This is a genomic window from Mesorhizobium sp. LNJC405B00, assembly GCF_000502615.1.
Classification (GTDB): domain Bacteria; phylum Pseudomonadota; class Alphaproteobacteria; order Rhizobiales; family Rhizobiaceae; genus Mesorhizobium.
The window spans coordinates 17,941-39,280 of sequence record NZ_AYWC01000007.1 but is presented as its reverse complement, the minus strand read 5'-3'; the positions used below and the strand labels follow the sequence as shown (position 1 = coordinate 39,280).

The following is a 21,340-nucleotide window of genomic DNA, read 5'->3' as shown; positions in this document are numbered from 1 at the left end:
TGCGCAACATGGCAGAGCCCGATTTGTCAACAGCCTCCAATGGTTTTCTGATCTGGCACGGTGCATGCCTGGTCGACCGCAAGACGTCGCGGACGCAGGAAAATCCCTCCAATGGCCACCTCCCCAAGAACACCGCCGCAGGTCTCCTGGGTCCATCCGAAGGTGAGGCTCGAGTGAGCCCTGGGCCCATGATTCATCTGGCTCGGCGCTGCCCGCCGATCCTCCCACGGGCAGGCGAAGACGCAGCGCGTTCACCAAAATGAGGAACAAATCACTTTTGCCTCGAACCCTTTGCCTTGCGAAACGGAGCTATCGATCGCCCCCCTAGCTGCGCAAGCCGTTCACTGCCACCGCCCTGGCCCTGGTGACGACCGCTCCGGCTCTGGCCGCCACCGACGGCGGCAAGATCGCGGATTTCCTGCTCGGCAATGGCATGGAAGGGTCGACATCCCCGATCACCGCGCGCCAATCATCACTCATATGGTCTGGTACAAGGTCGGCAGCGCCGACGAGCCACCCGGCAAAACCGGACTTGCCCATTTCCTCGAGCGTCTGATCTTCAAGGCCACCAACCGCGCCGACAGCGAGTTCGACCGAGCGGTCTCAGTCAGCGGCGGCTACAATAACGCCCTCACCGTCTATGGCTCGTTTTGGGCGAGATGATGGGCTTCGAGGCCGATCGCATGTTCAACCTCATCCTCAACGAGAATGATCAAGACCGAGCGAAACGTGATGAGGAGCGCCGTTGGCGCAGAGAGACGAACCCGCAGGTCTGCTGGACGAGGAGGTCAACGCGACATTGCGGCCGAACCAGCCCTACCACATTCCGGTCACCGGCTGGATGCAGGAGATGGAGAAGCTGAACGGCACCGACGCATTCACGATCTACAACAAATATTGCCGACCGAACGACGCGGTGGCCGGCACGTAGAACCAGGCGCTGGCCGCGAAGACCTTTGGCAGGGTTGTGCGCGGGCCGGACCTGCCCGCGCGCAACCGCCGGTCGAGCCCGGCTAGTAGAACCGCGACTCATCTTCTAGCGAATTCAGGTATTCTCCCTTTGTCACTGGTGCACCTTTGGGCTCATAGTGTTTCCTCGTGGTCGAGATGAGGATTGCCGGATTTGGCGTAGAACACCAACACGGGTCCGAGATCAAAGCGCGTCCCGGGCGCAAGGCGCTGGACGGACCGGGGCCATGTTTCGGTTGAGGCGCCATCGATGCCTCGCGCCAGCGTTTTGGCGAAGCGGGGCATCAGCGGAGCGAGTGTCGGTGCCAGGATCGCAGCGGCCGTCGTCTGAAGGGCTAACGAAGTCCGATTGCGGGCAGGATAGAAACGTCGCGCCGCCGCAAAGTCTCGCGCCCCGCGGTAGATAACGCAATCGCGCACGAATTCGCAGACCTGAGTGGCCGCGCGCCGAACCGAGAAGCCTTCGTCCGAATAGGCGCGCTCCATCGCAGCGCGATGGATCTCTATGCGAGCAAAGAAGGCGCGGTCGACCGGGCTCCAGTCGCCTGCATCGGGTACACGGCAGGCAAAATCCTGCTTGATTTCCTGGTTCAACGCCTCAAGCCAGTTCAGCCAGATGCTTTGGAACACCTCTTTCTCGGTGCGGCGCAGCGCGTCCAGCGTGAAATCCGTCCGCTCACCTTCCGGGCGTGTCAGGCCCAAATGAAGGCGCACGACGTCGACTGTCTTTGGGCTCAGAACCTCCTTGCCCCAGACCGCATGGCGGCAGCTGGTTGAGAACTTCTTGCCGTTGAGCAGGTAGAACTCGTTGACGTGATAGCGAATGCGTGGCGTCCAGTGGGAGAAGACCTCGGCGTAAAGAGCGGGGTAGAGTAGCGCGTGGTAGAACGAATTGTCGAAGCCGAAAAAATGGACAATCTGCCAGTCGTTGCCGGGCATCTCCGCCTTCCAGTCGCGACCCATCGAGCGGCCGAGCGCCTGGATGTTGTACAGAAAACCGAATGCCATCTCCGGCCACACCCAGATCACTTGCCCCGGGAACCCCTCGGCCGGCAGGCCCCAGTCCGAGGGGTGGGTAACGGGCACTGAAAAGTCGCCGCGTTGGCGTAGGCGCGCGAAGAGATCCAAGATCCGTAGCGGGACGCCCGACGCCCTTAGATGCCGGTCGATATTGTCGTAGCATTGGTCCATGGCAAGTTCCGGACGGCGGAGGGAGCCGACCACCGGCGCCCCGGCAGACTGCCGTGACCGCGCTGCACCTAAGTCGTGGCAAAGGTTTGGGGCACCGCATTCCTCGCAGATGTTGCCAGCGGCGGAGCCGCCGCAATCGGGGCAGAGGCCGCCAACATCCGGCTCGTAAAGATAATGGCCTGTCACAGCATCAAAAAGCGCAGGGCTCTGGCGCAAATCTACCGCCGCGCTGCTCAGAAGACTCCGGAAACACGCGGTTTGGAACTCGCCGTAACCGTCATCGCCCATTGTGGCTTGGAAGCTGTGGACCTCACAATCGAGAAGTGCAAGCGTGGCGCGAATCTCGTCGGCGTAGTAGCGCGCCACGTTTGCAGGCGTCGATTGATCGGCATCGGCGCGTGTCGCGACGTAGCTCTGGTAATCGTCGCTTCCGGTCAGGTGATAGGCCTCGACTCCTTTCATGCGCAGGAAACGAGTATAGACATCAGCGCCGAAATAGGGGCCAGAAAGATGCCCCAGATGCAGATCGCCATTTGGCGTTGGCGGCGTGGAGAAGACGAAGATTGGGCCGCGTGGAGCCGTGGTCTTTGCAGCGGCATCAAGGGCGGCCTCGCCGTCTCGCCAGTAGACAGCGACGAAATCTAGGTCTTTGTTTCCGTCATTGCGCAGCACATGCGCTTCAAAAGGGTGAAACAGAACGACATCGCCGGCCTCGACCGAGATTTCCCCCCGGTCGGTCCTGACATTGCCCGATCCTGACAGGAACACGAACGCCTCGATTTCGTCGTGCCGATGGGGCTCGGATGTGACGCCGGGTCCAACCTTTCCGAATGAAAACCCCGTGCGAGCGCTTCCCGTTCCAAGCGCGGCCATGTCGATACCGAACGCCCGCGACAGCTCCGTTCGAGAAAACTTGTATTTGCGCATGATAAGGAACCCTAGCTGTAACAGTGGCACCTTCGGCTGCCAATGCAACAGCCGCCCGTGCATTTCGTGGACAGAAATGGTAGCCCGGCCCGTTGGCAGCCCCGGCCGGGATAGTGCAGCTCTGGGCCGCCAGGCGAGGCGACCAGGTGGGCACCAGTCGGGTTGCAGCGCCACAGAGGATCGCCCTGCGGCACCTCTAATACACGTGCCCAAGCGTCTTAACGGGCTGCGGTCGATGCTCCGCGAGCCCGCAAATCAGACGGCCATACCGTCCGCGCATTTTTGAGCGGTCGATCAGTCGTGTGCATGCCTCCGCCTGGCCTGCGTGAGCTCAATCGCGATAGAAGATGCCATTTGGGGGCTTGAGATTGTCGATCGGCCACTTTGCCCTCGGGCGGGTTAAGGGCGCGCTTAAGCACGTTATATTCAGCGCGGGTCGGCCCGCCGGTTGAAGCACGCTGGAACACCAAGTAGAGCGTCCGCCGAGAACGATTGCTTTTGTTCGGTCGTGAGTAGTGCGGTGCGTAATCGTCGAAGATGAAGATGTCGCCGGCCTTCCATACTATGGGTTCCCAGGAGAACTTTTCGGCAACTTGAGGATAGATCACCCCACCGGCATCCATAGGAAACACCCCCTTTTCGTGGTTGCCGGGGCTGAAAAAAAGCCCGCCGTTTTCCTCGTCGGAGTCGTCGATGCCTATGGCAACCACCGCATGGACCATCCGATCCGGGAGTTTGTGTGGAATGTGATAAATGTCCTGATGCGGGAGATAGCCGCCGCTGTCGGGGTAGTGGAAAATCAGCAGCTCCTTGAGCCTGCGCGAAGCTTCGCCAAGCAACTCCTCGACCGCTGACTTTATGCGCTGATCTTCTAAGAGCAAACGACGCAATGGATCATGGAAGTCGAGAAAATTCTCCATCTTGGAGGTGATCTTTCGATTGTCCGTCGTCTTCTCGAACCACATGAGCCATTTATCATCGCTGACGGCCCAGCGTGACATATCTTCGACAAAGGTAGAGATATCTTCCTGAACCGCTGGATCGAAGAACCTTTCGAGCCTGACGTATCCGTCCTTCTGCCACTTTTCTCTTTGTGCATCAGTCAACATGCGAAAAGCCTCCTGTTGGAAAGGTTTGGTTGGACATGCCAATTAGGGCGGTCGGGCGCTGATCAAGTTGCGGGTCCACGGAGACGGACTCACGTGATGAGGGAGGCGATGCTAAGTGCGTTCCGCTCCGGCGGATATTGTCCGCAGAAGCTCGGCGCGAGACCGCCTATGTCAGGCTCAGCCGGATCTAGGGATTCCGTAAACTGGGCCGGATCAATCACTTCACCCGGTTCAACCACGACACGCATCGCCAAAGGCCGGCACCATCCGCTACCTGCCGACCCAGCCATGGCCGCCAAGACCACGGCGGTCTTTCGAGTGAGCGACTTGGTACGGCCTTGGCAACCGTAGGGGAAATGCACGCCCCCAGAGTGATGCGATGCGCCGCTTGGTCGAAGGGCTTGGTCGGTCACGATGATATCGGAGAAGCCTCCGGGGTTCGCCGCAGCGCAGGCGGGCATCATTCCTAGGATGCCACCGCCGATGATCAAAAGCATACGAGTCATATTCCACTGCCCGTTTCTTCGGCTGCGTGGTCGGGCCAGCTCTCGATCGAGGTATGGGTGATGAAGCCAGAATGCTCGGGGTTCGCGCATGGCGCGCGCCCAAGTAGGCTATCAAGGATGCGACGCGCGCGCCAGGCCAGCAAGCTTAGGTTCGGATCGGCCAGGCCGCGCTGCCCGAGGCTCGCATTTTGTACGAAGATGCGTCTGTCACACGGTCCGTCCCAGCTCACCGAAAAATCCTCGCGAATAGCTAATTCATTGTCGATCTGCTCCAAGCGGCCCATGATCGGTTCCAACAAGCTTGGGACCGCGTTCTCGTAACCGGTGGCCAGGATGACGATGTCAGCCGTGACTTCTTCGACCTCGTCCATGCCATGCTGCAGGGTCAGCCTGTGACCCGGTCCGGCGTTGATGCAGTGCGAGACGGTGCAGCCCGGCCGCAGTGTGATGTCGCATCGGTTTGGCTCGAAAAATGCATGGCGGTACAGCGCCTGATAGATCGCGCGCAACGTGCTTTCCGAAATGCCGTCCGAAGCAAGCACGAAACGCCGCAGGAGCAGCTTACGCTGCGACTCGCTCAACGCCGCGAAGCGATCCGAAAAGCAGGGCATGAACAACTCGTTTGTGAACGGGCTGTTGTCCAGAGGCAGATAGTTTTCGCGCTGCGAGACCCACGTGATCGAGGCAGGCCGCCGTTCGTTCGGCAGGCCGACAAGGTGCAACATCACCTCGGCTCCCGACTGGCCTCCGCCGACAACGCAGACATGCTTTCTCCGCACCTCAGGGTGGATGTGCAGTAAAACCGATGAGTGGAACAGGTTGCGTCCAATCCAGCCCTGAAATTGAGGCGGAATTTGCGCCTGCTTGCCAATGCCGACCACAACGTTTCTGGCGCCGAGAACCGCCTTATCCGTCCGCACCTGAAACTCTCCGTCAAAGCGGATTTCGCGCACTGTCTCGCCGCCACGCACAAGTGGGTTCCTGTGGAAGACCCAGTTCAGGTATTGTTCGAACTCCACTCTGAGCACGGCTTCGAACTGTGCGTTCAGGAAGTGATACAGACGCCCGTTCTCGTGCAGGAAGTTTACGAAAGTGTAGGCTGATCGCGGATTCACTAGAGTGACCAGGTCCTTGAAGTGGCTGACCTGGAGCTCCGAGGAATCGAATGCGATGCCTGGATGCCAGCGGAAGTCGACCTGCCGATCCAGGAACACTGCCCCTTTCCCAACTTGCTCGTGTATCTGACACGCAAGGCTCAAATTGGACGGGCCAGCACCGATCCCAACGCAAGATGACTCCACCTGCTTCCTCCTATAGCGTCTTCCCACTAGGCGGCTTGTTCGCGGCGAATATCGGCCATCGCCATTAGCCTCCGCTCACGGACTTCGAGCCCCAGTCCCGCCCGGGCTTGCGAGAATTTGTCCTGCGCGCTCGGGTCTTCGCATGTAGACCCGAGCATTCCAGCGCGGTGACAATCGACGGGTCATGCCGGCGACGTGGGGCAACGACGTTTGTCCTTTCCGCCCGTCTGGATGCCGCCCTCGCCGTCACGCGAGGAGCTTTCCAGGCCCACTAAGGTGTTTGAAGCCGGCGCAATCGCCTGTCTCGACCATGACGCGCCGGCCTTTCGGCGGCTTGATGGCAGGCGAGAGCGCGGTTTTCACTGCGGCGACGGCATTTTCGGTGCGCATGATCATGGACGACGTCTCGCTGATGCGTTCGCAGAGTCCCATGCATGGGCCGTGCCAGAGAAGGAAATTTTATTAAACAATGGGTTGGCGGATTTTCGATCCTGTCGGAAGTCCGACATTGGGGGGGACGTCTCACTGCGGCGCCCGATTTGCACGTCGATGTCGCCTTGTTCCGATAGCTAATCGGGCACCTTCTGCACCAGAATACTTCTCTTGTGGAGACCAGCACGAAGTCTTCATGAACGGACAGTGCAGAACCTTGCGTCTTTGCCGGACAGAGTACCGGCACGATCGGCATCTGTTCCCCGCCGACCAGCCGACCGCGTGGCAAAGATTGAGAGCGGCGAAGCTTGCGCTAACGGCCACACTCCGGTATTTCAGCGATGCATTCCTCGAGACGCTTCAGGCGGCACTTCGCATTGCGAAGTTCATGTCCGGCTTCGAAACGCCGTGGCGCAAGCTATGCGGGTTATGCCACCGAGACGTAATTTCCGGCAAGCCGACACGCTCTAACATCCGCTAATGCAATCTAGAGAAAGCGTTCTTCGGGAAGAAGGCTGACGCTGATTGGGGGAAAGCACTAGGAACCCTCTGATCTGACGCGTCGCGTCGGCCGATTGCGGCAGCTCCAAAGCGCAGGGACAGGCCGTCAAGCGCCGGGCAGCGTGCCCTTCATCCACATTGCGAAGACATCGAGCAGGATGGCCAGCCCGACGCCGCACGCGGTCAGGATAAGGCCGGCCATGAAGATGCGGTTGGCGCGTTCGTAGATGGGTCGGCGCAACGAACTCATGTCGAGTAGCAGGGACAGCGCCCGCAACTGCAACGTGATGCCGACCAGGATCGGCACAACGGCGAACAGGTCGTAGAGCCGCCATGGCACGGGGTTCGCCGCCCAATGCGTGACGAAGCCGAGCGAAAAGGCGAGCAGAATGCCGACGACGGTGATTGTAGCGTTGCGAAAAATCGTCTCGATCAGCTCTTCCTTGGGATCGTGTTCGTCCAAGCGTCCCTCCTCTCCCTCAGCAGTTGCAGGCCTTTGCACGGTCAACGTAGGCTCTCGGGAAATCCCTGTACATCGCCGCCATTAGTCAAGGGCCGAGGACCGAAGCCGCGAGGCAAACGTTTTTGGTTGCGCTGCCCTCATCACTTCCTGGGGCGCCATCGGCCTTTGCCGCGAAGTGAACGATGGAAGCGCCGCCTGCCACGGGTGCTGCGCTCAGGGCGGCAGGGTCAAGGGCATTATTTTCTTCCGAATGGAAGGAGGCACTATGGGCCAGGTTCTACACGGCAGCGCCACGACGACAGAGGCAGTCCGTCGAGCAATACAAACTAGTCATGTCTGGGCGGCGCCCGCTGATCAAGGGTTTGTTTTCAGCGATGGGATGGTCGCGGGTGCGGTCATGTTCTCCGGCCTGTTGCTGCGGTCTTGTGACTGCTGGCCCTAATGGTATCCGCTGATCCTTTGGCCTGATCAAGAGAGCGAGCCCGAAGCTCCGACTATGCTGCAGGCTTTCAGGATCTGTCCTCGTCTGTTCCCATCACGTCATTGTCACCCTCGATTCCGGTTCGCGGCCTTTGCCGATGCTGTTGGTACGCCGGTGTGCCGGCATAGTGTGTTGCGTCGCGCATAAGTGCGAAGACGATACGGGCGAGCTTGTTGGCGGTCGCCACGGCGACAAGCTTGAAGGGCTTGGTCTCCATCAGGCCCAGTTTCTCAACACATCGCCGGAACGCTTGCGATGGAACAGAACGGCATGAGCGCCGACTACGAGCAGCTTGCGCAAATATCGGTTACCCATCTTGGAGACGCGTCCCAGCCGTTCCTTTCCGCCGGAGGAGTTTTTGCCGTGGCGTGAGCCCTAAGAAGGGGGACTGTCAGGATTTCCGTGTGCGGGCGGGCGGTTGAACATTATGCCGCCATGGCCCTGATGAAGCGCTCACCGAAGATTACGGCGAACTGAGCCTTTGCCATGGACCATTCGCGTTGCGGCATTTTCCACTCTTTCTCGGATCGGTTCAAGATCAGATAGAGCAGTTTTGTGGCGGCATCGTCGCTCGGAAAGTGGCCCCTGGCCCTGATTGCCCGCCTGAGCTTCGAGTTTAGCGCCTCGATAGCATTCGTCGTGTAGACGATCCTGCGCACCGCCTCGGGGAAGGCGAAGAACGGGATCACCTCGCTCCATGCGCGCCGAAGCTCTGCCCGATAGCGGGGTAACGCTGGCCCCAGGAGCCGGCTTCGAACGCGGTCAGCGCCTGTTCGGCGGCGTCGGCGCTTGGCGCGCGGTAGATCTCCTTGAGCGCCGTTGCCAAGCCCTTGCGGTCCTTCCAGGACACGAAGTCCATGGAGTTGCGCAGCAGATGGACGATGCAGGTCTGCACGATCGCCTCGGGGAACACGGCGGTGATCGCTTCGGGGAAGCCCTTGCGGCCATCGACGATGGCAAGCAGGATATCTTCCGTGCCGCGGTTGCGGAGTTCGTTCATAACCCGCAGCCAGAACTTGGCGCCTTCATTCTGCTCGAGCCACAGGCCCAGAACCTCCTTGGCGCCATCGGCGCGCACGCCCAGCGCGATGTGTATCGCCTTGTTGCGGACCATCCCCTCGTCGCGGATCTTGACCCGGATCGCATCGAAGAAAATGAGCGGGTATACCGGATCGAGCGGCCGCTGCTGCCAGGTGGCGACCTCTTCGAGCACGGCGTCCGTCACCGTTGAGATCAGGTCTGGCGACACGTCGATGCCATACAGATCGTNATCCCTCGCGCGTACATCGACACACTCTTGTCATCGAATCCAGGGAAGCGGCGCTGATACTTGGCAATCAGTTGCGGGTCGAAGCTCGACTGGCGGTCGCGGGACGTCGATCTCCAGCTTGCCGGTCTCGGTGGTTACGGTCTTCCGACCATAGCCGTTGCGCGTGTTGCCGACGCTCTCGTCGCCAGCAAGGTGATGATCCATCTCCGCGTTCAAGGCGCGCTCGGTCAGCGCCTTCTTCAGCGAATCCAGCGGGCCACCTTGTTCAAAGGCAGCGCTGGCGGCACCGCCCGCCAGCAACTGGTCGAGAAGCTCATTCGGTATCGCAGGTTCTTTGCGTCGCGACATAGTGGGACTCATTCTTACCCATTATGCCCGCCCGCACACGGAAATCCTGACAGTCCCCTAAGAAGGCGGCGAATTCGCGCGAACCTGAGAAGGTGGAGATATCCTGGATGCTCGCCGCAAGCGCGGAAGCAGTAATGGGGCCAATGCCGGGAGCGGTCATCAGACGGCGTGCCATTTCATCAGTCTTGGCGAGGGCCAGAATAGGCTGATCGCTCTGCCTGATCTCGGCATCAAGTCCGCTCAGTTGGCGCACCAACGGCAACAGTGCCGAACGCACGGTCGCCGGGATCATGTCGTTGCCCCCAATGACGAGGGTAAAGGCAAACCCCAGACCCGCCCCACCAAACGATCTTTACCCTGTCAGCTCTTTTGGCGCGGTAGACGTAAGGCGCGCCGTAGAACGGGTCCGAGCTGGCATCGCGCACCAGTGCCAGAAGGCCGTCGGGACCTTTTCTAAAATGGACCGGATGGCTGGCGACCAACACCTTCACGCCGCCGGGATCATGCCTGGCGGACCGCGCGAATAATCCTGGCCAAATGATCCTGGCCGACATCGGCGCCAGCCCGAATGACCACATCGCCCAAACAGATCTCCACCGTTGAAGACGCCGCTTGGGTGACCTCGACAAAGCCAATTGAATCCGCATCCCGCTGCGGCGTCACCGCACCGCTCTTGATCGCCTTGCGCCGCCAGCCGAACATCTGCGAGGTCGCCACTCCAGCCTATCGCGCGATCGCCGACACATTCGCGCCCGGCTTCAGCGTCGCCTCGATCAGAGCCGTGCCTTCGCTTGCGCCGACCAGCGCCGCAGACGCTGCGGGCTTGCCTCCGGTTCGGAACCGCCTCAAGAACATTAAAACTTCTATCATCAGACATAGGCGCAGACATAGAAATTGACACCGCAAGCTCCTCGCTCCTTCAGTGTCATCATCTCTCACCCATCATCTGATGCCGCGCCAGATGGGATTGGCTCCGCGCTTACACTAGATCGATCAGGCGCCTACCGTCGCAGTCATTGTCGGAACTACGACGATGTCGGACATAAGACACAGCGCTATCAAAGTGATCGTATTGTTCTGAAAAGATTTTCCTGGTTGGCACGACACATGCAAGTCCTATGCGCAAACGCACTGCCGCGCCGCACCAACTGAGAAGACCATCCCATGATCACGCTCGCCGAGCATGCCGTCGCCGCCGCAAACACTGAGCTTTCCCGAGCGGAAGGAAGCCTTTGCGCTGTCATTCTTCAGGTTGTACGGACATGACCGCGTTCGATTTCCGTCCAACTCTGAATGCTCCCGACGATGATGCCTATCTTTGGCTTGAAGATATAGAAGGCGAACGGGTACTTGACTGGACCGCCAGCCAGTCAGCCAGGACACTGGGGCACTTCGGTGGAACGCAATTCGAGCGCGACCGCGCGGCCCTCACAGCGATTTTCGACCGTCCGGACAAAACTCCCCAGATCAAGCGCCACGGTCATTACCTCTACGATTTCTGGCAAGATGCCCGCGACCGGCGCGGACTGTGGCGCCGGAGCACCCTTGCCGCCTACATGAAGGCGGATCCCCAATGGGAGACACTGCTCGATCTGGACGCCGTCGCCGTTGCCGACGGAGAGGACTGGATGTGGGGCGGCGCGTCGATCGAGCCGGAGAGACGGGAAAGAGCCGTTCTGCGCCTGTCGCGCGGAGGAAGCGATGCGGTTGTGCATCGCGAATTCGATCTGAAGTCTCTTACCTTCGTCGCCGACGGTTTCAACCTCGCGGATGCCAAGGGCGGGGTTCATTGGCTCGACCCTGACACGCTTCTGCTTTCTAGTGCGTTTGGTGATGGCATGGCCACCCGCTGCGGCTACGCGCGCACCGTGCGGCTGTGGAAGCGTGGCGCGGATCCGCTCACCTCAGCGGTAATCTTCGAGACCGGTTCCGAATCCCTCGGCGTGTCCGGCCATCTGGACCGCACCGCCGAGCGCGAGCGCGTCTGGTTCATCGAGCAGTCGACCTTCTTTGAGAACATGGGCCGAATCGGTTGCAGGAGCGGGCCGAAGACGCGGATCGACCTTCCTCGAGACGCCTCGTGGAGCGGCTTCGGCGACTGGCTGGCGGTAAAGCCGCGCAAGCCATGGACAGTGGGAGGGATGACCCATGCCGGGGACGCGCTGATCGGCATCTCGCTTTCCTCCTTCATCGCCGGCGAGCGCAGTTTTGCCATCCTCTTTGAAACAGGCGACAGGCGCTCCCTGCAGTCATTCTTCTGGAATAACGGGAAGCTCATTATCTCCTACCTCGTCAACCTCGATCCGCGTTTGGAGATGTTCACTCCCGACCGCCAGGAATGGACGCGCCGAGCGCTGGACACCCTGCCCGGCGAAGGGACTGTTCACCTTCGGTCGCTCGATGCGGAACTTCACGAGACCAATGGAGAGGTCCTCATTTCGGCTCAGGACCCGATCACGCCGCGGAAGCTTCTCCTATTAGACCTCAATGCCGCGCCGCCTCTCGGCGCTCCAGTAATCCTTAAGCGCAACCCGGAGAATTTCGACGCATCCGGACTGGTGGTCACACGCCCCGAGGCAGTCTCGACCGATGGGGAGATGATCCCCTATACGCAGGTCGGCCCGGCGAGCGGGAACGGAGATGCCCCGGTTTATCTCACCGCCTACGGTGGGTTCGGCGTATCGGTCCTGCCCTACTACAACTCCTCCATCGGCAAGCTGTGGTTAGAACGCGGCGGCACGTGCGTGGTCGCCAACATCCGGGGCGGCGGCGAGTTCGGCAGCCGTTGGCACGACGCCGGGGGCAGACAGGGCAAACGGCTCGCCCATGACGATTTCGCCGCTGTTGCCACCGACCTGGTGCGAAGGGTCTTTACGCGGCCGAGGCGGATTGCCGCCGAGGGCGCCTCAAATGGCGGCCTCCTAATCGCCAATATGCTGACACGCTATCCTGATCGTTTCGGCGCACTGTTTGGCACAATCCCACTTACCGACATGCATCGCTACACCAAGCTTTTGGCGGGTGCGAGCTGGAAATATGGCGATCCTGACAAGCCGGACGATTGGACTTTCCTGAAAGAAATCTCCGCCTATCACGCCGCGGCGCCGGGACAGCCCTATCCGCCTATCCTGCTCGCCACCACGAAGCGGGACGACCGCGTCCATCCGGGCCACGCGCGTAAGATGGCCGCGAAGCTCTCGGCTATCCGGCCGCGCGGGCGGGCATGGCTACGGCAAGGACAACCGGGAGCGTACCGCGTTCATTGCCCTGGTACAATTTCCTTCGCAGTTCGATCGGCTGGCAAACCGATATCGGTCGATAGGTGACCGGTACCAACACGAGCAACATTTCAATAGTGAGTACAGATTGCTGATCACGAGCACGGTGCAAATATGTGTGCACAGTCACGCAGTTGCTCCGTTAATCTCAAGCAATTCCAGCAGGGTTTTTCATAGTGCAATCGATCATTTCTGAAGAGCAAGGAGAGATATCATGGCGAGAAAGCAAACGGGCGTGGCGCGGGGAGCAACAGCGGCCGTCGTCCTCATGGTGGTGGGACAGCAAGCCGTTGCGGCCGACCTTGTGCAAGCCCCGAGCGTCCCGCAGGCAGGAGCCTCGGTCCCGGAACGGCCAAGCCCTTGGCAGATCCGCCTGCGTGCGTTGGGGGTCGTCACTGAGGATTCGGGCTACGTCAATGCAGTGCCCGGCTCCGGTCTCTCCTATTCGGACACTGTGGTTCCGGAACTCGATATTTCCTATTTCTTCACGGGCAACATCGCCGCCGAGCTTATCCTCGGAACCACCTACGCCAACATCGAGGGCCAAGGAGGGATCGGCGCGCTGGGCAATATTGGCAAGGTTTGGCTGCTGCCGCCCACGCTCACATTGCAGTATCACTTTACCGATTTCGGCGCGTTCAAGCCCTATGTAGCCGCCGGCGTGAACTACACGATCTTCTATAACCAGGGTGCCGGCAGCGCCGATGCTCTCAAGGTTAAGAATACGTTCGGCACGGCGCTGCAGGTCGGATTCGACTACATGGTGGATCAGCACTGGGGTGTTAACTTCGACGTGAAGAAGCTGTTCCTCAAGCCAGACTTCGACGTAACGGTCGACGGCGCGAAGCTGACTGGAAAGGCGGAGCTCGATCCCTGGTTGATAGGCGCAGGTGTCACCTACCGCTTCTGATCCGCAACGCGAAGGCGGGCTGCTGACAGCCTATCTCAAATGAAGGGCGCCTCGGGCGCCCTTTTCCACGCCGGCGCTGCACGGGCCAGTCGACCGGATCATTAGGTGGTGGCCTTGTAACTTGGGGGACGTGTCCGAATCGGAGGAACGTTCTGATGAAAACTTTATGCAATGGCCATCCAACGCATAGCAGCCGATTGTCGGGTTACTTGAAGAAGCCGTTGTTGAGTGGGCGTTCCGGCTGCACCCGACAGGTACTTGCCAGTAGCAGCCGACAGACTGCCCCGCGCCAGGGGCGCGATGCCGAACGGGGTGAGATCACTTAAGCCTCTCGAAGAAGGCGGGGCGCGGTTGACGAACATCCCCGCGCGCCGTCAGGCGCGCGGGGACTTAGCAATTACTTGGAAGTCGGGTGCGTCAGGCCTGTTTGTCGGGCCTAACCAGGTCCGTGTGGCTGACGCCGAGGGCCAATGCCAGTTCATAGATCGTTATGATCGTCGGATTTCTTCGGCCTTTCTCCAAGCCGCTGATGTACTGCTGGCTGAACCCGGAAATCTCGGCAAGCTGCTCCTGCGTCAGACGCTTCCTTAGCCTGATCCTCTGCACATTACGTCCGACCAACCTGCGCATATCCATGCACGACAGCCAGCGGATTACGCAGCTTGAGTTTACCAACTATAATATGTAATCCACATCGAGCTTCTAAATCCGCTGGCGGAGGGCTTCGCGGAGGCCGTTTTCCGGAGGTATAACCAGCGATGTTACAGCCTAAGTCGAACACGCCAATTGCTGACGAAGTGCACTGGTCGGACAGCCTCACGGCCTACGATACAGCGCATTTCACGACTTATATGCGGCTCCTAGACGCCTCCGCCGATGATGCGAGCGAAGAAGAGATGGCCCACGTCATCCTCGGCATCGATCCAGCACGCGAACCGGAGCGCGCCAGGAAGGCTCTTCGTAGTCATCTCGACCGTGCGAACTGGATGGTCACTACTGGCTACAAGAAATTGTTCGCCGGCTGAACAATTACACCGTGCGCTCGATTTCGCCTCAGCAAAGAAATCCCTGTACTCGTCTCTATGAGCGCGTGTTGTCCGGATGGCGCGGCGAACGCCTCCACGCAGATGATCGGCAGGATTCACACCGGCCGGCCTGAACCCGTGGCTCGCCGATCAGGGTTTCGGCATTTCCCGTTCCACCCCCGGTAGGCGAACCGCCGAGCGCCTGGAGGACGAGGCAGAGGCGACGGCCACGCGCTTGCGGTGGACACAAGGATCTGACAGTCATCCGGGCGTAGCTAAACAGATGATATACACTTAAAGGCCCACAGCCGGTGTCTCAACTGCCAGGCGGGCAGATCGATAGTGTCCATATGGCGACGTACGGATTGAGCACCACTCCTCGAACCCGGGGATTGGAGATGTCGGTCAGGGCGTGGACACCAGAATACGGCCCCATCACGCCTGAGAGAGTCCGCGAGACAGAATCGCCTCAACGCGCCAGGTCGACGCGCGACGCGACGATGGTGTGATACTCTTCCACCGGTCCGGCCGGCCGGCGGCGCTGCCTTCTGCCCAGTTCATGGCCCAGGCACGCTAGGATCACGACGGCCCGTCATCACAGCGCCGGCTCATGAACCCCGCCATTTAGCCGAACGGCATCCACCGTCTCCTTGGAGCCGTTGATATGCGGCCACGCCGCGGGTTTTTGTATGGGTTCTCCGATCGGCGCGGCCGGCGCGGCGAAGCATGCGCTCCATGCACAGATGGGTGTCGGTGACAATTCGGCCGGCACAGCGCGACGGGCCGAACTCGATCATAGCCGTGAAGAGCTCGTAACACCAACAGAACGCCACCCGCCCGCCTCGGGGGTGGATGACGTAACATCGAGCGCACGGCGGTGCTTTCCCAGACGCTCGGTTCCTTGGGCGCCGTCTTTCCGTCCAACAGCACCAACAGTATCGCGAAACATGGTCGGCCCGCCTGACATTCGTCCGCACATCCGTAGGGCCTCCCCTTTGAAACGCGGTATCGTAGAGGGTGCATGTAATTCGTTGCCAAGTCACCGTACCAACGAGCCGTAATAAATTGCATCATGATGCGTCTAGAGGAAGGAATGACCTTGCCTTGGAGGCGAATGGCCGGCCGAAAACAGCCTGTGCTCATGCTCAACAGAACCAAAGACGAATTCAGCTTCTCAGAGAATTGAAGATCGGGAGGAGGCCAGCAGGGCTACGGCCTGATCCTTGGTGTGCACGCCGAGCTTCTTCTTCGCATTGTCGAGGTGGAAATCGACGGTACGCGGCTTGATGCCCAAGATGCAGCCGACAGCCCAAGAGGACTTGCCGCGCGCGGCCCATTGAAGGCATTCATATTCACGAGGTGTCAACGAAACGCCGTCCACTGTTCGATTGCCGGACAGCTTTCGACGAGCATAAATGTGAAAACATGTCGCCATGAGTTGGAGCGCCTGTTCGTATCGCCTAGCAACGCGCAGGGAGGCGGAATTGGGCTTATCAGCGGCAAAGGTCATAGCTGCAACACAGCCTCTGCGATCGATAATCGGGATCGTCAAACCGCACCGGATGCTGAACAGGGCCGCCTCATCGAATAGCTTCTTTTGAGCCGGCGACATCTCAACGCAACGCAAATCCGGCCCCGGCCATTGAAACGGGGAGCCGCCACACCGCGCACGCATAATGACGGGATCGACTTTCTGATACTGGTTTTGCAGATAGTGCGCGGTCCAGGGAGGTGGATAATTTGAGATCAGCTTGGGCTCGCCACAAGACTGCAATGGCAAAGACAGATAGGCAAAGGTGAGTAGATCAAGTGCTGCGGCCGCCCCAGCCATGGCATCCCGGAAATCTGTTTCATCGACACTCTCCGACAACTTTTCCAGAAATGTCTCGAAGAGAGGCGGCATGTTCTTCGTCATTGTGGTAGCTCAATCGCTTTGTCCGTCTGCTGCGCGCCGTTCTGACCTGGAGACTCCGCCATAAGCCGGGGCCGCATAACTGCGGCCGGTCTTAGCAAGCAGAGCTGACCGCTTTAGAATGCCACAAGGCGCTGCGTGATCTTCGCATAGTCGTCACCAAACCGCAGCTGCGCTGGACTGTTCGAACGGCCATCACGGAGAAGTTAGAGCATCTTCCCAACGCAATAACGCAATCGGAGAGATCTTCTTGTGAAATGAAATCATCGCCGCCCCCGCATCATGCAGTCGTGAGAAGTCATCCTGCGCCACCACGGTCGGGGCGGCATCAAAGCCGTCATCAATCCAATGGTTGGCGCTGTCGACACGGAAGAGAACAACGGATAAGCCCATCTCGCCGCTTTGAGCGCTATGATCCGGACGTATCGTTGCGCCGCTTTTCCGATCGTTGGTGGGCAGATCGACTCCAAACATTGGCACGGATAGGGGCGCCGCTATTCTCCGCTAAACTCAATAGAAGCTATCATCTTAAGCCGGACCCAACCCAGGCCGGCACTATCGCTCGACACTGCTGCGGCGACATTCCATTGAAGGCTCTGAAGCACTTCGCGAAATGCGAAGCAGACGTAAACCCGCAGGCCATGGCAATGTCGATGATGGGCATCCGCGTGCCTTCGATCAGGCGCTTCGCATGGTCTGTGCGGATCCGGAGATAGTGGCGCACCGGCGGAAGTCGGACATGGGAAGCGAACAAGCGTTCCAGCTGGCGCCGCGATACTCCGGCCCGTTGCGCAACCTCTTCCATTGTCAGCGGGAACTCCACATTTTCTTCCATGATCCGCATTGCCATCAAGAGCTTATCGCTCACACCGGCAAAGGCCAGACCTGACGGCCCAGTCTGGCGGTTTGATCCTGAGCGCTGACCTTGGACAGTCGCGTGGCGGCAGACCTCCTGTGCAATATACCCGCCGGCATGGCTGCCGATCAGATCCACCGCCAGGTCGAAGGCTGCCAGTTCTCCGGCGCAGGTTGAATACTGGCCGTCCTTGACAAACAAAGAATCGCTTATGCGGGGTTGGTTGAACACTTCGGCAAAAGCAGCGAGCCGCGACCAGTGTATCGTGCAGCGTGTACCTGCCAGAAGGCCCGTCCGAGCGAGCAGCCATGTCGCTGTCCCAACCGCAGATATCGGCACCGCGCGACGCGCCATCGTTCGCAGAAATCCGTTGAGCTCAGGCGTCAGTTGCTGTTCTACCGGCTCGCCTGTCAAGATAGCGAGCTGGTTCGGTCTTCGGTCATCCGAGCCGAAAACCAGGTCGTCTATGGCGACATCAACAGCAACCGAAAGGCCATTGGCGCCCTCGATTGGCCGAGCGTCAAGTCCCGCGATTCGCCACCGGAACAGCGGCAGGCTCGATACCGTGTTGGCGATGCGAAAGGGTTCGATATAGGCGTGAAGCGCCAGGTGCGAGAACCCGGGTAAGACCAGAACCAACAGGTCAAACGGTCGATCGGCCGCCGCCGAAGTCTTCGGCGTGGCCAACGACGTAATTGCGCTAATGTTGGCGGGTGCGTTCACTAGGATGCGTACGTGGCTACTGGCTGACCGAACATGCCGGGTTCCGGTTTGATGCCGAGGCCAGGCAGTTGCGGTACGGCGATGTGACCATTTTCGATGACAATCGGATTCTTCGCGTCGAAATGTCCTTCGATATATTCCTGCGCGATCCAGGCGCCCTCAAAACGGCGCGGCTCCACAGTGGAAGCTAAGTGCACGCAAGCCGCCGCTATTATATCGCCACCCCATGCGTCATCACAGCTGTGCGGTAACGAGCGGATGGCGCAAAGGTCGCGCATTGTCGCCATTTTGGTGAGGCCGCCAAGACGGGTGACCTTGAAGCCGAAGCCATCCGCGATGCCGAGAGAGATCGCCCGGAGCACTGCGTTCTGATCTTCAGTGTTTTCGTCCAAATATACCGGATGCGTCACCCTGCCCTTCAGAGTGGCCACCTCATCCATAGTGTTGCAGGGTTGCTCGAAAACGAAGGGGATCGCGTGGCAAAGCCGGTCAAGATGAATGGCGGCAGCGACAGTGAGGCCCCTGTTGCCATCCACTGCGAGACGCGCTTTGTAGCCGACCGCCTCCCAAACCTTGTGAACGATGGCCACATCCTCTTCGAGATTTCGCCCCGAGATTTTGACTTGCAGGCGTGGATAACCTGACTTCACCTTGTCGGCGGCTATCCTGGCCGTTTCGTCAGGCGGGCGAACAATCAGCGAATAGTAGGTCGGAACACGGTCAACCAGCGCACCTCCCAGCAGTGTTGAGACCGGCACTCCAAGCCGTTGGCCGAGAAGGTCAAGGAAGGCTATGTCGAACGCTGCCTTGGCATAGCCATGCCCGTTCAAGCGCTCGTCCATGCGTTTGACGAGAAGCCTGATCGAGGCAATCTCGGCGCCCATAAGACCTGGGGCGATTTCGGCAATCGCCGCGCGTGCGCCGAGTGCATGATGCGGCTGATAAACCGGCCCGACCGGGCAGGTTTCGCCCCAGCCAGTCAGTCCGTCATCGGTCACAATCTCGACAATGGTACTGTCAAGCGCGTCTACGTCGTCGCTGGCCATTCGATAGGTGCCACCTTTAACAGGCAGCTGGACCTTATAGACATTGATCTGGTCGATGCGCATGAGGATGCTCAGTATTCCTCGTTGAGCGCGTCGACAGCGGGGATTTCCCGCGAGCGCCTATCCATATACGCGCGCAATTCGTCGTCCTTCGCGATGTCGAGCTTTGGTTCTTCATATTCGGCCAGAAGGCGGCGCGCATGCTCCAGGGCACGCTGCTTGATGTCCTTGGAGCCATCAGCGTACCACTGCTCAACCGAGTTATTGTCGAAGAGTTTCGGAATGAAGAAGGCCTTCTCGAAGTTCGCCTGTGTATGCGGATGGCCAAAGTAATGGCCGCCCGGCCCGACATCGCGGATCGCAGCCAGGGCTTCATCGAAATCGTCCCACTGGATGCCTTGCGTCATGCGATAGCCCATGGCGCAGACTTCGGCGTCGACGACGAACTTTGCGATCGAGCAGTGCATACCGGCTTCATTCCAGCCAGCCGAATGCCAAATGTAGTTTGCGCCTGACAGTAGCACGGCCATCATCGTCATCGCACTTTCATAGCCAGCTTGCGCATCGAAGATCTTGGCGCCGCCAAGCAAGTTCGAAGTGCGCCATGGCACGTTATAGCGACGAGCCATTTGGCCGATCATGAAATTCATGAGCGATATCTCTGGCGTTCCCGCCATCGGCGCTCCCGATTGCATCGACACGGTCGACAGGTAATGCCCATAAATCGCAGGGCAGCCCTTGCGCACCACCTGCGTGTAGGCAAGTGCCGAAAGCGCTTCCGCATTGAGCTGCGCCACTGCCGCCGCGGTGGAGGCTGGCGTGTTCGCGCCGCCGAGAACGAAGGGCGAGCACAAGACGGGCTGATTGCGCCGGCAGAAAGCTCGCATGCCGCCCAGCATGACCTGGTCCCACACCAGCGGCGAATTGCCATTGCAGTTTCCGGTGGTGACTGCATGCTTCTCGAGGAAGCCTTCACCGAAAAGGATCTCGCACATGTCGAGCACGTCCTCGGCATTCTTGGGCGAGGTGGTCATGCCCATGAAAATTTTGTCGGAATGCTTTATTGACGAATAGGTGATGTGCAGGTGCCGATGCGCGACGACGATGTCCATCGGCTCGACGATATGGTGAGCCGACGAATGTAGTGCCGGCATCATGTGGGCAAGCTTGTGGAAGGTCCCAAGGTCCGCGATCGTCGGCCCACGCCTCACATCATCGAGATCGCGAATGTATGGTGCGCCTGTCATCGGCACGAAGATGGATTTGTCGCCTCCGAGCTCGACATTCTTCGCTGGGTCGCGCGCGAAATATTCGACGTTGGGGGGAATGGTCTTGATGAGCTGCATGACCAGGCCGCGCTCGAGATGAACGCGGTCATCGGCGCGCACGTCCGCTCCGGCTCTCTTCCAGTCCTCAATCGCGATCGGATCGCGAAACACCACGCCTACTTCTTCCAGGATCGAGAGAGAAGCCTCGTGAATGCGTTCGACCTGCTCGGCATCCATCGGCTCTACCACCGGCAGGCCGCGCTTGAGCGTCGGCAACATGTCGACCTTTGGCGCGGTGCGGATCGTCCGCCTCGCTTCCCGCCCGCCTCTACGAGAGAGCTGTAGTTGAGCAGTCATGCCGGCCTCCAGACAAATATGTCGCGACCGAAACCGGACCGCACTCAACTATTGCCGGAGCTTTGAGCTTTGACCTACTGCAAAAGTCTCACGCGCGTGTTGACTAAAGGGCTGCGCCGCCGGCTCGCTCACCGGGACTCGAGAGATGGTCGGCTCTAGCAGCGGCGGAGCTTTCCACGTCGCAGCTCAGCCTTACGGATATCGCGGAAACTGGGACGTAATCGCCCAAGACCGTAGGCATTCCGACAGGCAGAGACGACGATGCATTGCCGCAAGCGAGCGAAATAAAGTCAATCGGGAGGCGACTTTTTTGCGTCGACTGGCTTCCGCGGTTCCGTGGTAGCACGTTTCTTGCTTGGTGCGGGGCAAGAACAGAACAGCCCATTCCCGGATCAGGCGAGGTGAACAGAAACGACAACCTCGGACTCATCTAGGCATCCAGATGGGTCAGCGAAAGGAGGATTCGA

General features: G+C 59.7%; 14 protein-coding genes and 7 pseudogenes. 4 read left to right on the top strand and 17 right to left on the bottom strand.

What is annotated here, in order from left to right; translation table 11 throughout:
- Window positions 1-355: 355 nt before the first annotated feature.
- Window positions 356-1,000: pseudogene (locus X756_RS1000000167470) on the top strand (insulinase family protein); the annotation flags it as partial.
- An 83-nt stretch (window positions 1,001-1,083) separates the two neighbouring features.
- Here X756_RS1000000167470 and X756_RS150885 read toward each other — a convergent pair.
- From X756_RS150885 to X756_RS1000000168790, 11 genes and pseudogenes are all read right to left on the bottom strand, one after another.
- Window positions 1,084-3,087 (bottom strand): class I tRNA ligase family protein, encoded by a 2,004-nt coding sequence (locus X756_RS150885; protein WP_023730025.1) that lies wholly within the window; start codon window positions 3,085-3,087, stop codon window positions 1,084-1,086.
- A gap of 331 nt (window positions 3,088-3,418) precedes the next feature.
- Window positions 3,419-4,196: pseudogene (locus X756_RS01000000165535) on the bottom strand (phytanoyl-CoA dioxygenase family protein).
- 89 nt (window positions 4,197-4,285) lie between these two features.
- Window positions 4,286-4,693: a hypothetical protein gene (locus X756_RS14745; RefSeq protein ID WP_023730024.1), complete on the bottom strand. Its 408-nt coding sequence runs from the start codon at window positions 4,691-4,693 to the stop codon at window positions 4,286-4,288.
- Window positions 4,694-4,698: 5 nt separating this feature from the next.
- Complete coding sequence (locus X756_RS150890; protein ID WP_023730023.1) at window positions 4,699-6,003, bottom strand: lysine N(6)-hydroxylase/L-ornithine N(5)-oxygenase family protein; 1,305 nt, start codon at window positions 6,001-6,003, stop codon at window positions 4,699-4,701.
- 267 nt (window positions 6,004-6,270) lie between these two features.
- A pseudogene (locus tag X756_RS01000000165530) lies at window positions 6,271-6,399 on the bottom strand (iron-sulfur cluster assembly accessory protein); the annotation flags it as partial.
- Window positions 6,400-7,042: 643 nt separating this feature from the next.
- On the bottom strand, window positions 7,043-7,399 hold the full coding sequence (locus X756_RS150895; protein WP_023730021.1) for a hypothetical protein: 357 nt from the start codon (window positions 7,397-7,399) through the stop codon (window positions 7,043-7,045).
- A gap of 509 nt (window positions 7,400-7,908) precedes the next feature.
- The gene (locus X756_RS1000000169865; protein WP_023730020.1) at window positions 7,909-8,097 is read right to left on the bottom strand and encodes a hypothetical protein; all 189 of its coding nucleotides are present in this window, start codon (window positions 8,095-8,097) and stop codon (window positions 7,909-7,911) included.
- Between the two features lie 44 nt (window positions 8,098-8,141).
- Window positions 8,142-8,243 (bottom strand): annotated as a pseudogene (locus X756_RS1000000169860) (transposase); the annotation flags it as partial.
- A gap of 62 nt (window positions 8,244-8,305) precedes the next feature.
- Window positions 8,306-9,498, bottom strand: a pseudogene (locus tag X756_RS01000000165525) (IS256 family transposase).
- Window positions 9,499-9,553: 55 nt separating this feature from the next.
- Window positions 9,554-9,664 (bottom strand): annotated as a pseudogene (locus X756_RS1000000169855) (transposase); the annotation flags it as partial.
- 335 nt (window positions 9,665-9,999) lie between these two features.
- Window positions 10,000-10,215 carry a hypothetical protein gene (locus X756_RS1000000168790; protein WP_050589262.1) on the bottom strand — a complete coding sequence of 72 codons (216 nt, stop codon included), beginning with the start codon at window positions 10,213-10,215 and terminating at the stop codon, window positions 10,000-10,002.
- Between the two features lie 545 nt (window positions 10,216-10,760).
- On the opposite strand from X756_RS1000000168790, the pseudogene X756_RS01000000165515 reads away from it, so the two are divergent.
- Window positions 10,761-12,820: pseudogene (locus tag X756_RS01000000165515) on the top strand (prolyl oligopeptidase family serine peptidase).
- Between the two features lie 170 nt (window positions 12,821-12,990).
- A complete protein-coding gene (locus X756_RS150910; protein WP_023730017.1) occupies window positions 12,991-13,686 on the top strand; it encodes an OmpW family protein in 696 nt (231 codons plus the stop codon).
- A gap of 417 nt (window positions 13,687-14,103) precedes the next feature.
- On the opposite strand, the gene X756_RS150915 is transcribed toward X756_RS150910, so the two are convergent.
- Window positions 14,104-14,322: a helix-turn-helix transcriptional regulator gene (locus X756_RS150915; RefSeq protein WP_023730016.1), complete on the bottom strand. Its 219-nt coding sequence runs from the start codon at window positions 14,320-14,322 to the stop codon at window positions 14,104-14,106.
- Between the two features lie 122 nt (window positions 14,323-14,444).
- On the opposite strand from X756_RS150915, the gene X756_RS150920 reads away from it, so the two are divergent.
- Window positions 14,445-14,711: a DUF2285 domain-containing protein gene (locus tag X756_RS150920; protein WP_023730015.1), complete on the top strand. Its 267-nt coding sequence runs from the start codon at window positions 14,445-14,447 to the stop codon at window positions 14,709-14,711.
- A gap of 1,174 nt (window positions 14,712-15,885) precedes the next feature.
- On the opposite strand, the gene X756_RS150925 is transcribed toward X756_RS150920, so the two are convergent.
- From X756_RS150925 to X756_RS150945, 5 genes are all read right to left on the bottom strand, one after another.
- Complete coding sequence (locus tag X756_RS150925) at window positions 15,886-16,626, bottom strand: autoinducer binding domain-containing protein (RefSeq protein WP_032999436.1); 741 nt, start codon at window positions 16,624-16,626, stop codon at window positions 15,886-15,888.
- A 192-nt stretch (window positions 16,627-16,818) separates the two neighbouring features.
- On the bottom strand, window positions 16,819-17,097 hold the full coding sequence (locus X756_RS150930; protein WP_023730013.1) for a hypothetical protein: 279 nt from the start codon (window positions 17,095-17,097) through the stop codon (window positions 16,819-16,821).
- 49 nt (window positions 17,098-17,146) lie between these two features.
- On the bottom strand, window positions 17,147-18,166 hold the full coding sequence (locus X756_RS150935; protein WP_156941375.1) for a GlxA family transcriptional regulator: 1,020 nt from the start codon (window positions 18,164-18,166) through the stop codon (window positions 17,147-17,149).
- Between the two features lie 35 nt (window positions 18,167-18,201).
- A complete protein-coding gene (locus X756_RS150940; RefSeq protein WP_023730011.1) occupies window positions 18,202-19,311 on the bottom strand; it encodes a mandelate racemase/muconate lactonizing enzyme family protein in 1,110 nt (369 codons plus the stop codon).
- Window positions 19,312-19,319: 8 nt separating this feature from the next.
- On the bottom strand, window positions 19,320-20,873 hold the full coding sequence (locus tag X756_RS150945) for a trimethylamine methyltransferase family protein (RefSeq protein ID WP_023730010.1): 1,554 nt from the start codon (window positions 20,871-20,873) through the stop codon (window positions 19,320-19,322).
- Window positions 20,874-21,340: the final 467 nt, after the last annotated feature.

Excerpts from the sequence above, each read along its gene's own strand:
- X756_RS150885 (WP_023730025.1), bottom strand. The coding sequence starts at position 3,087 with ATGCGCAAATACAAGTTTTCTCGAACGGAGCTGTCGCGGGCGTTCGGT.
- X756_RS14745 (WP_023730024.1), bottom strand. The coding sequence starts at position 4,693 with ATGCTTTTGATCATCGGCGGTGGCATCCTAGGAATGATGCCCGCCTGC.
- X756_RS1000000169865 (WP_023730020.1), bottom strand. The coding sequence starts at position 8,097 with ATGGAGACCAAGCCCTTCAAGCTTGTCGCCGTGGCGACCGCCAACAAG.
- X756_RS150910 (WP_023730017.1), top strand. The coding sequence starts at position 12,991 with ATGGCGAGAAAGCAAACGGGCGTGGCGCGGGGAGCAACAGCGGCCGTC.
- X756_RS150915 (WP_023730016.1), bottom strand. The coding sequence starts at position 14,322 with ATGGATATGCGCAGGTTGGTCGGACGTAATGTGCAGAGGATCAGGCTA.
- X756_RS150920 (WP_023730015.1), top strand. The coding sequence starts at position 14,445 with ATGTTACAGCCTAAGTCGAACACGCCAATTGCTGACGAAGTGCACTGG.
- X756_RS150925 (WP_032999436.1), bottom strand. The coding sequence starts at position 16,626 with ATGACGAAGAACATGCCGCCTCTCTTCGAGACATTTCTGGAAAAGTTG.
- X756_RS150930 (WP_023730013.1), bottom strand. The coding sequence starts at position 17,097 with ATGTTTGGAGTCGATCTGCCCACCAACGATCGGAAAAGCGGCGCAACG.
- X756_RS150940 (WP_023730011.1), bottom strand. The coding sequence starts at position 19,311 with ATGCGCATCGACCAGATCAATGTCTATAAGGTCCAGCTGCCTGTTAAA.
- X756_RS150945 (WP_023730010.1), bottom strand. The coding sequence starts at position 20,873 with ATGACTGCTCAACTACAGCTCTCTCGTAGAGGCGGGCGGGAAGCGAGG.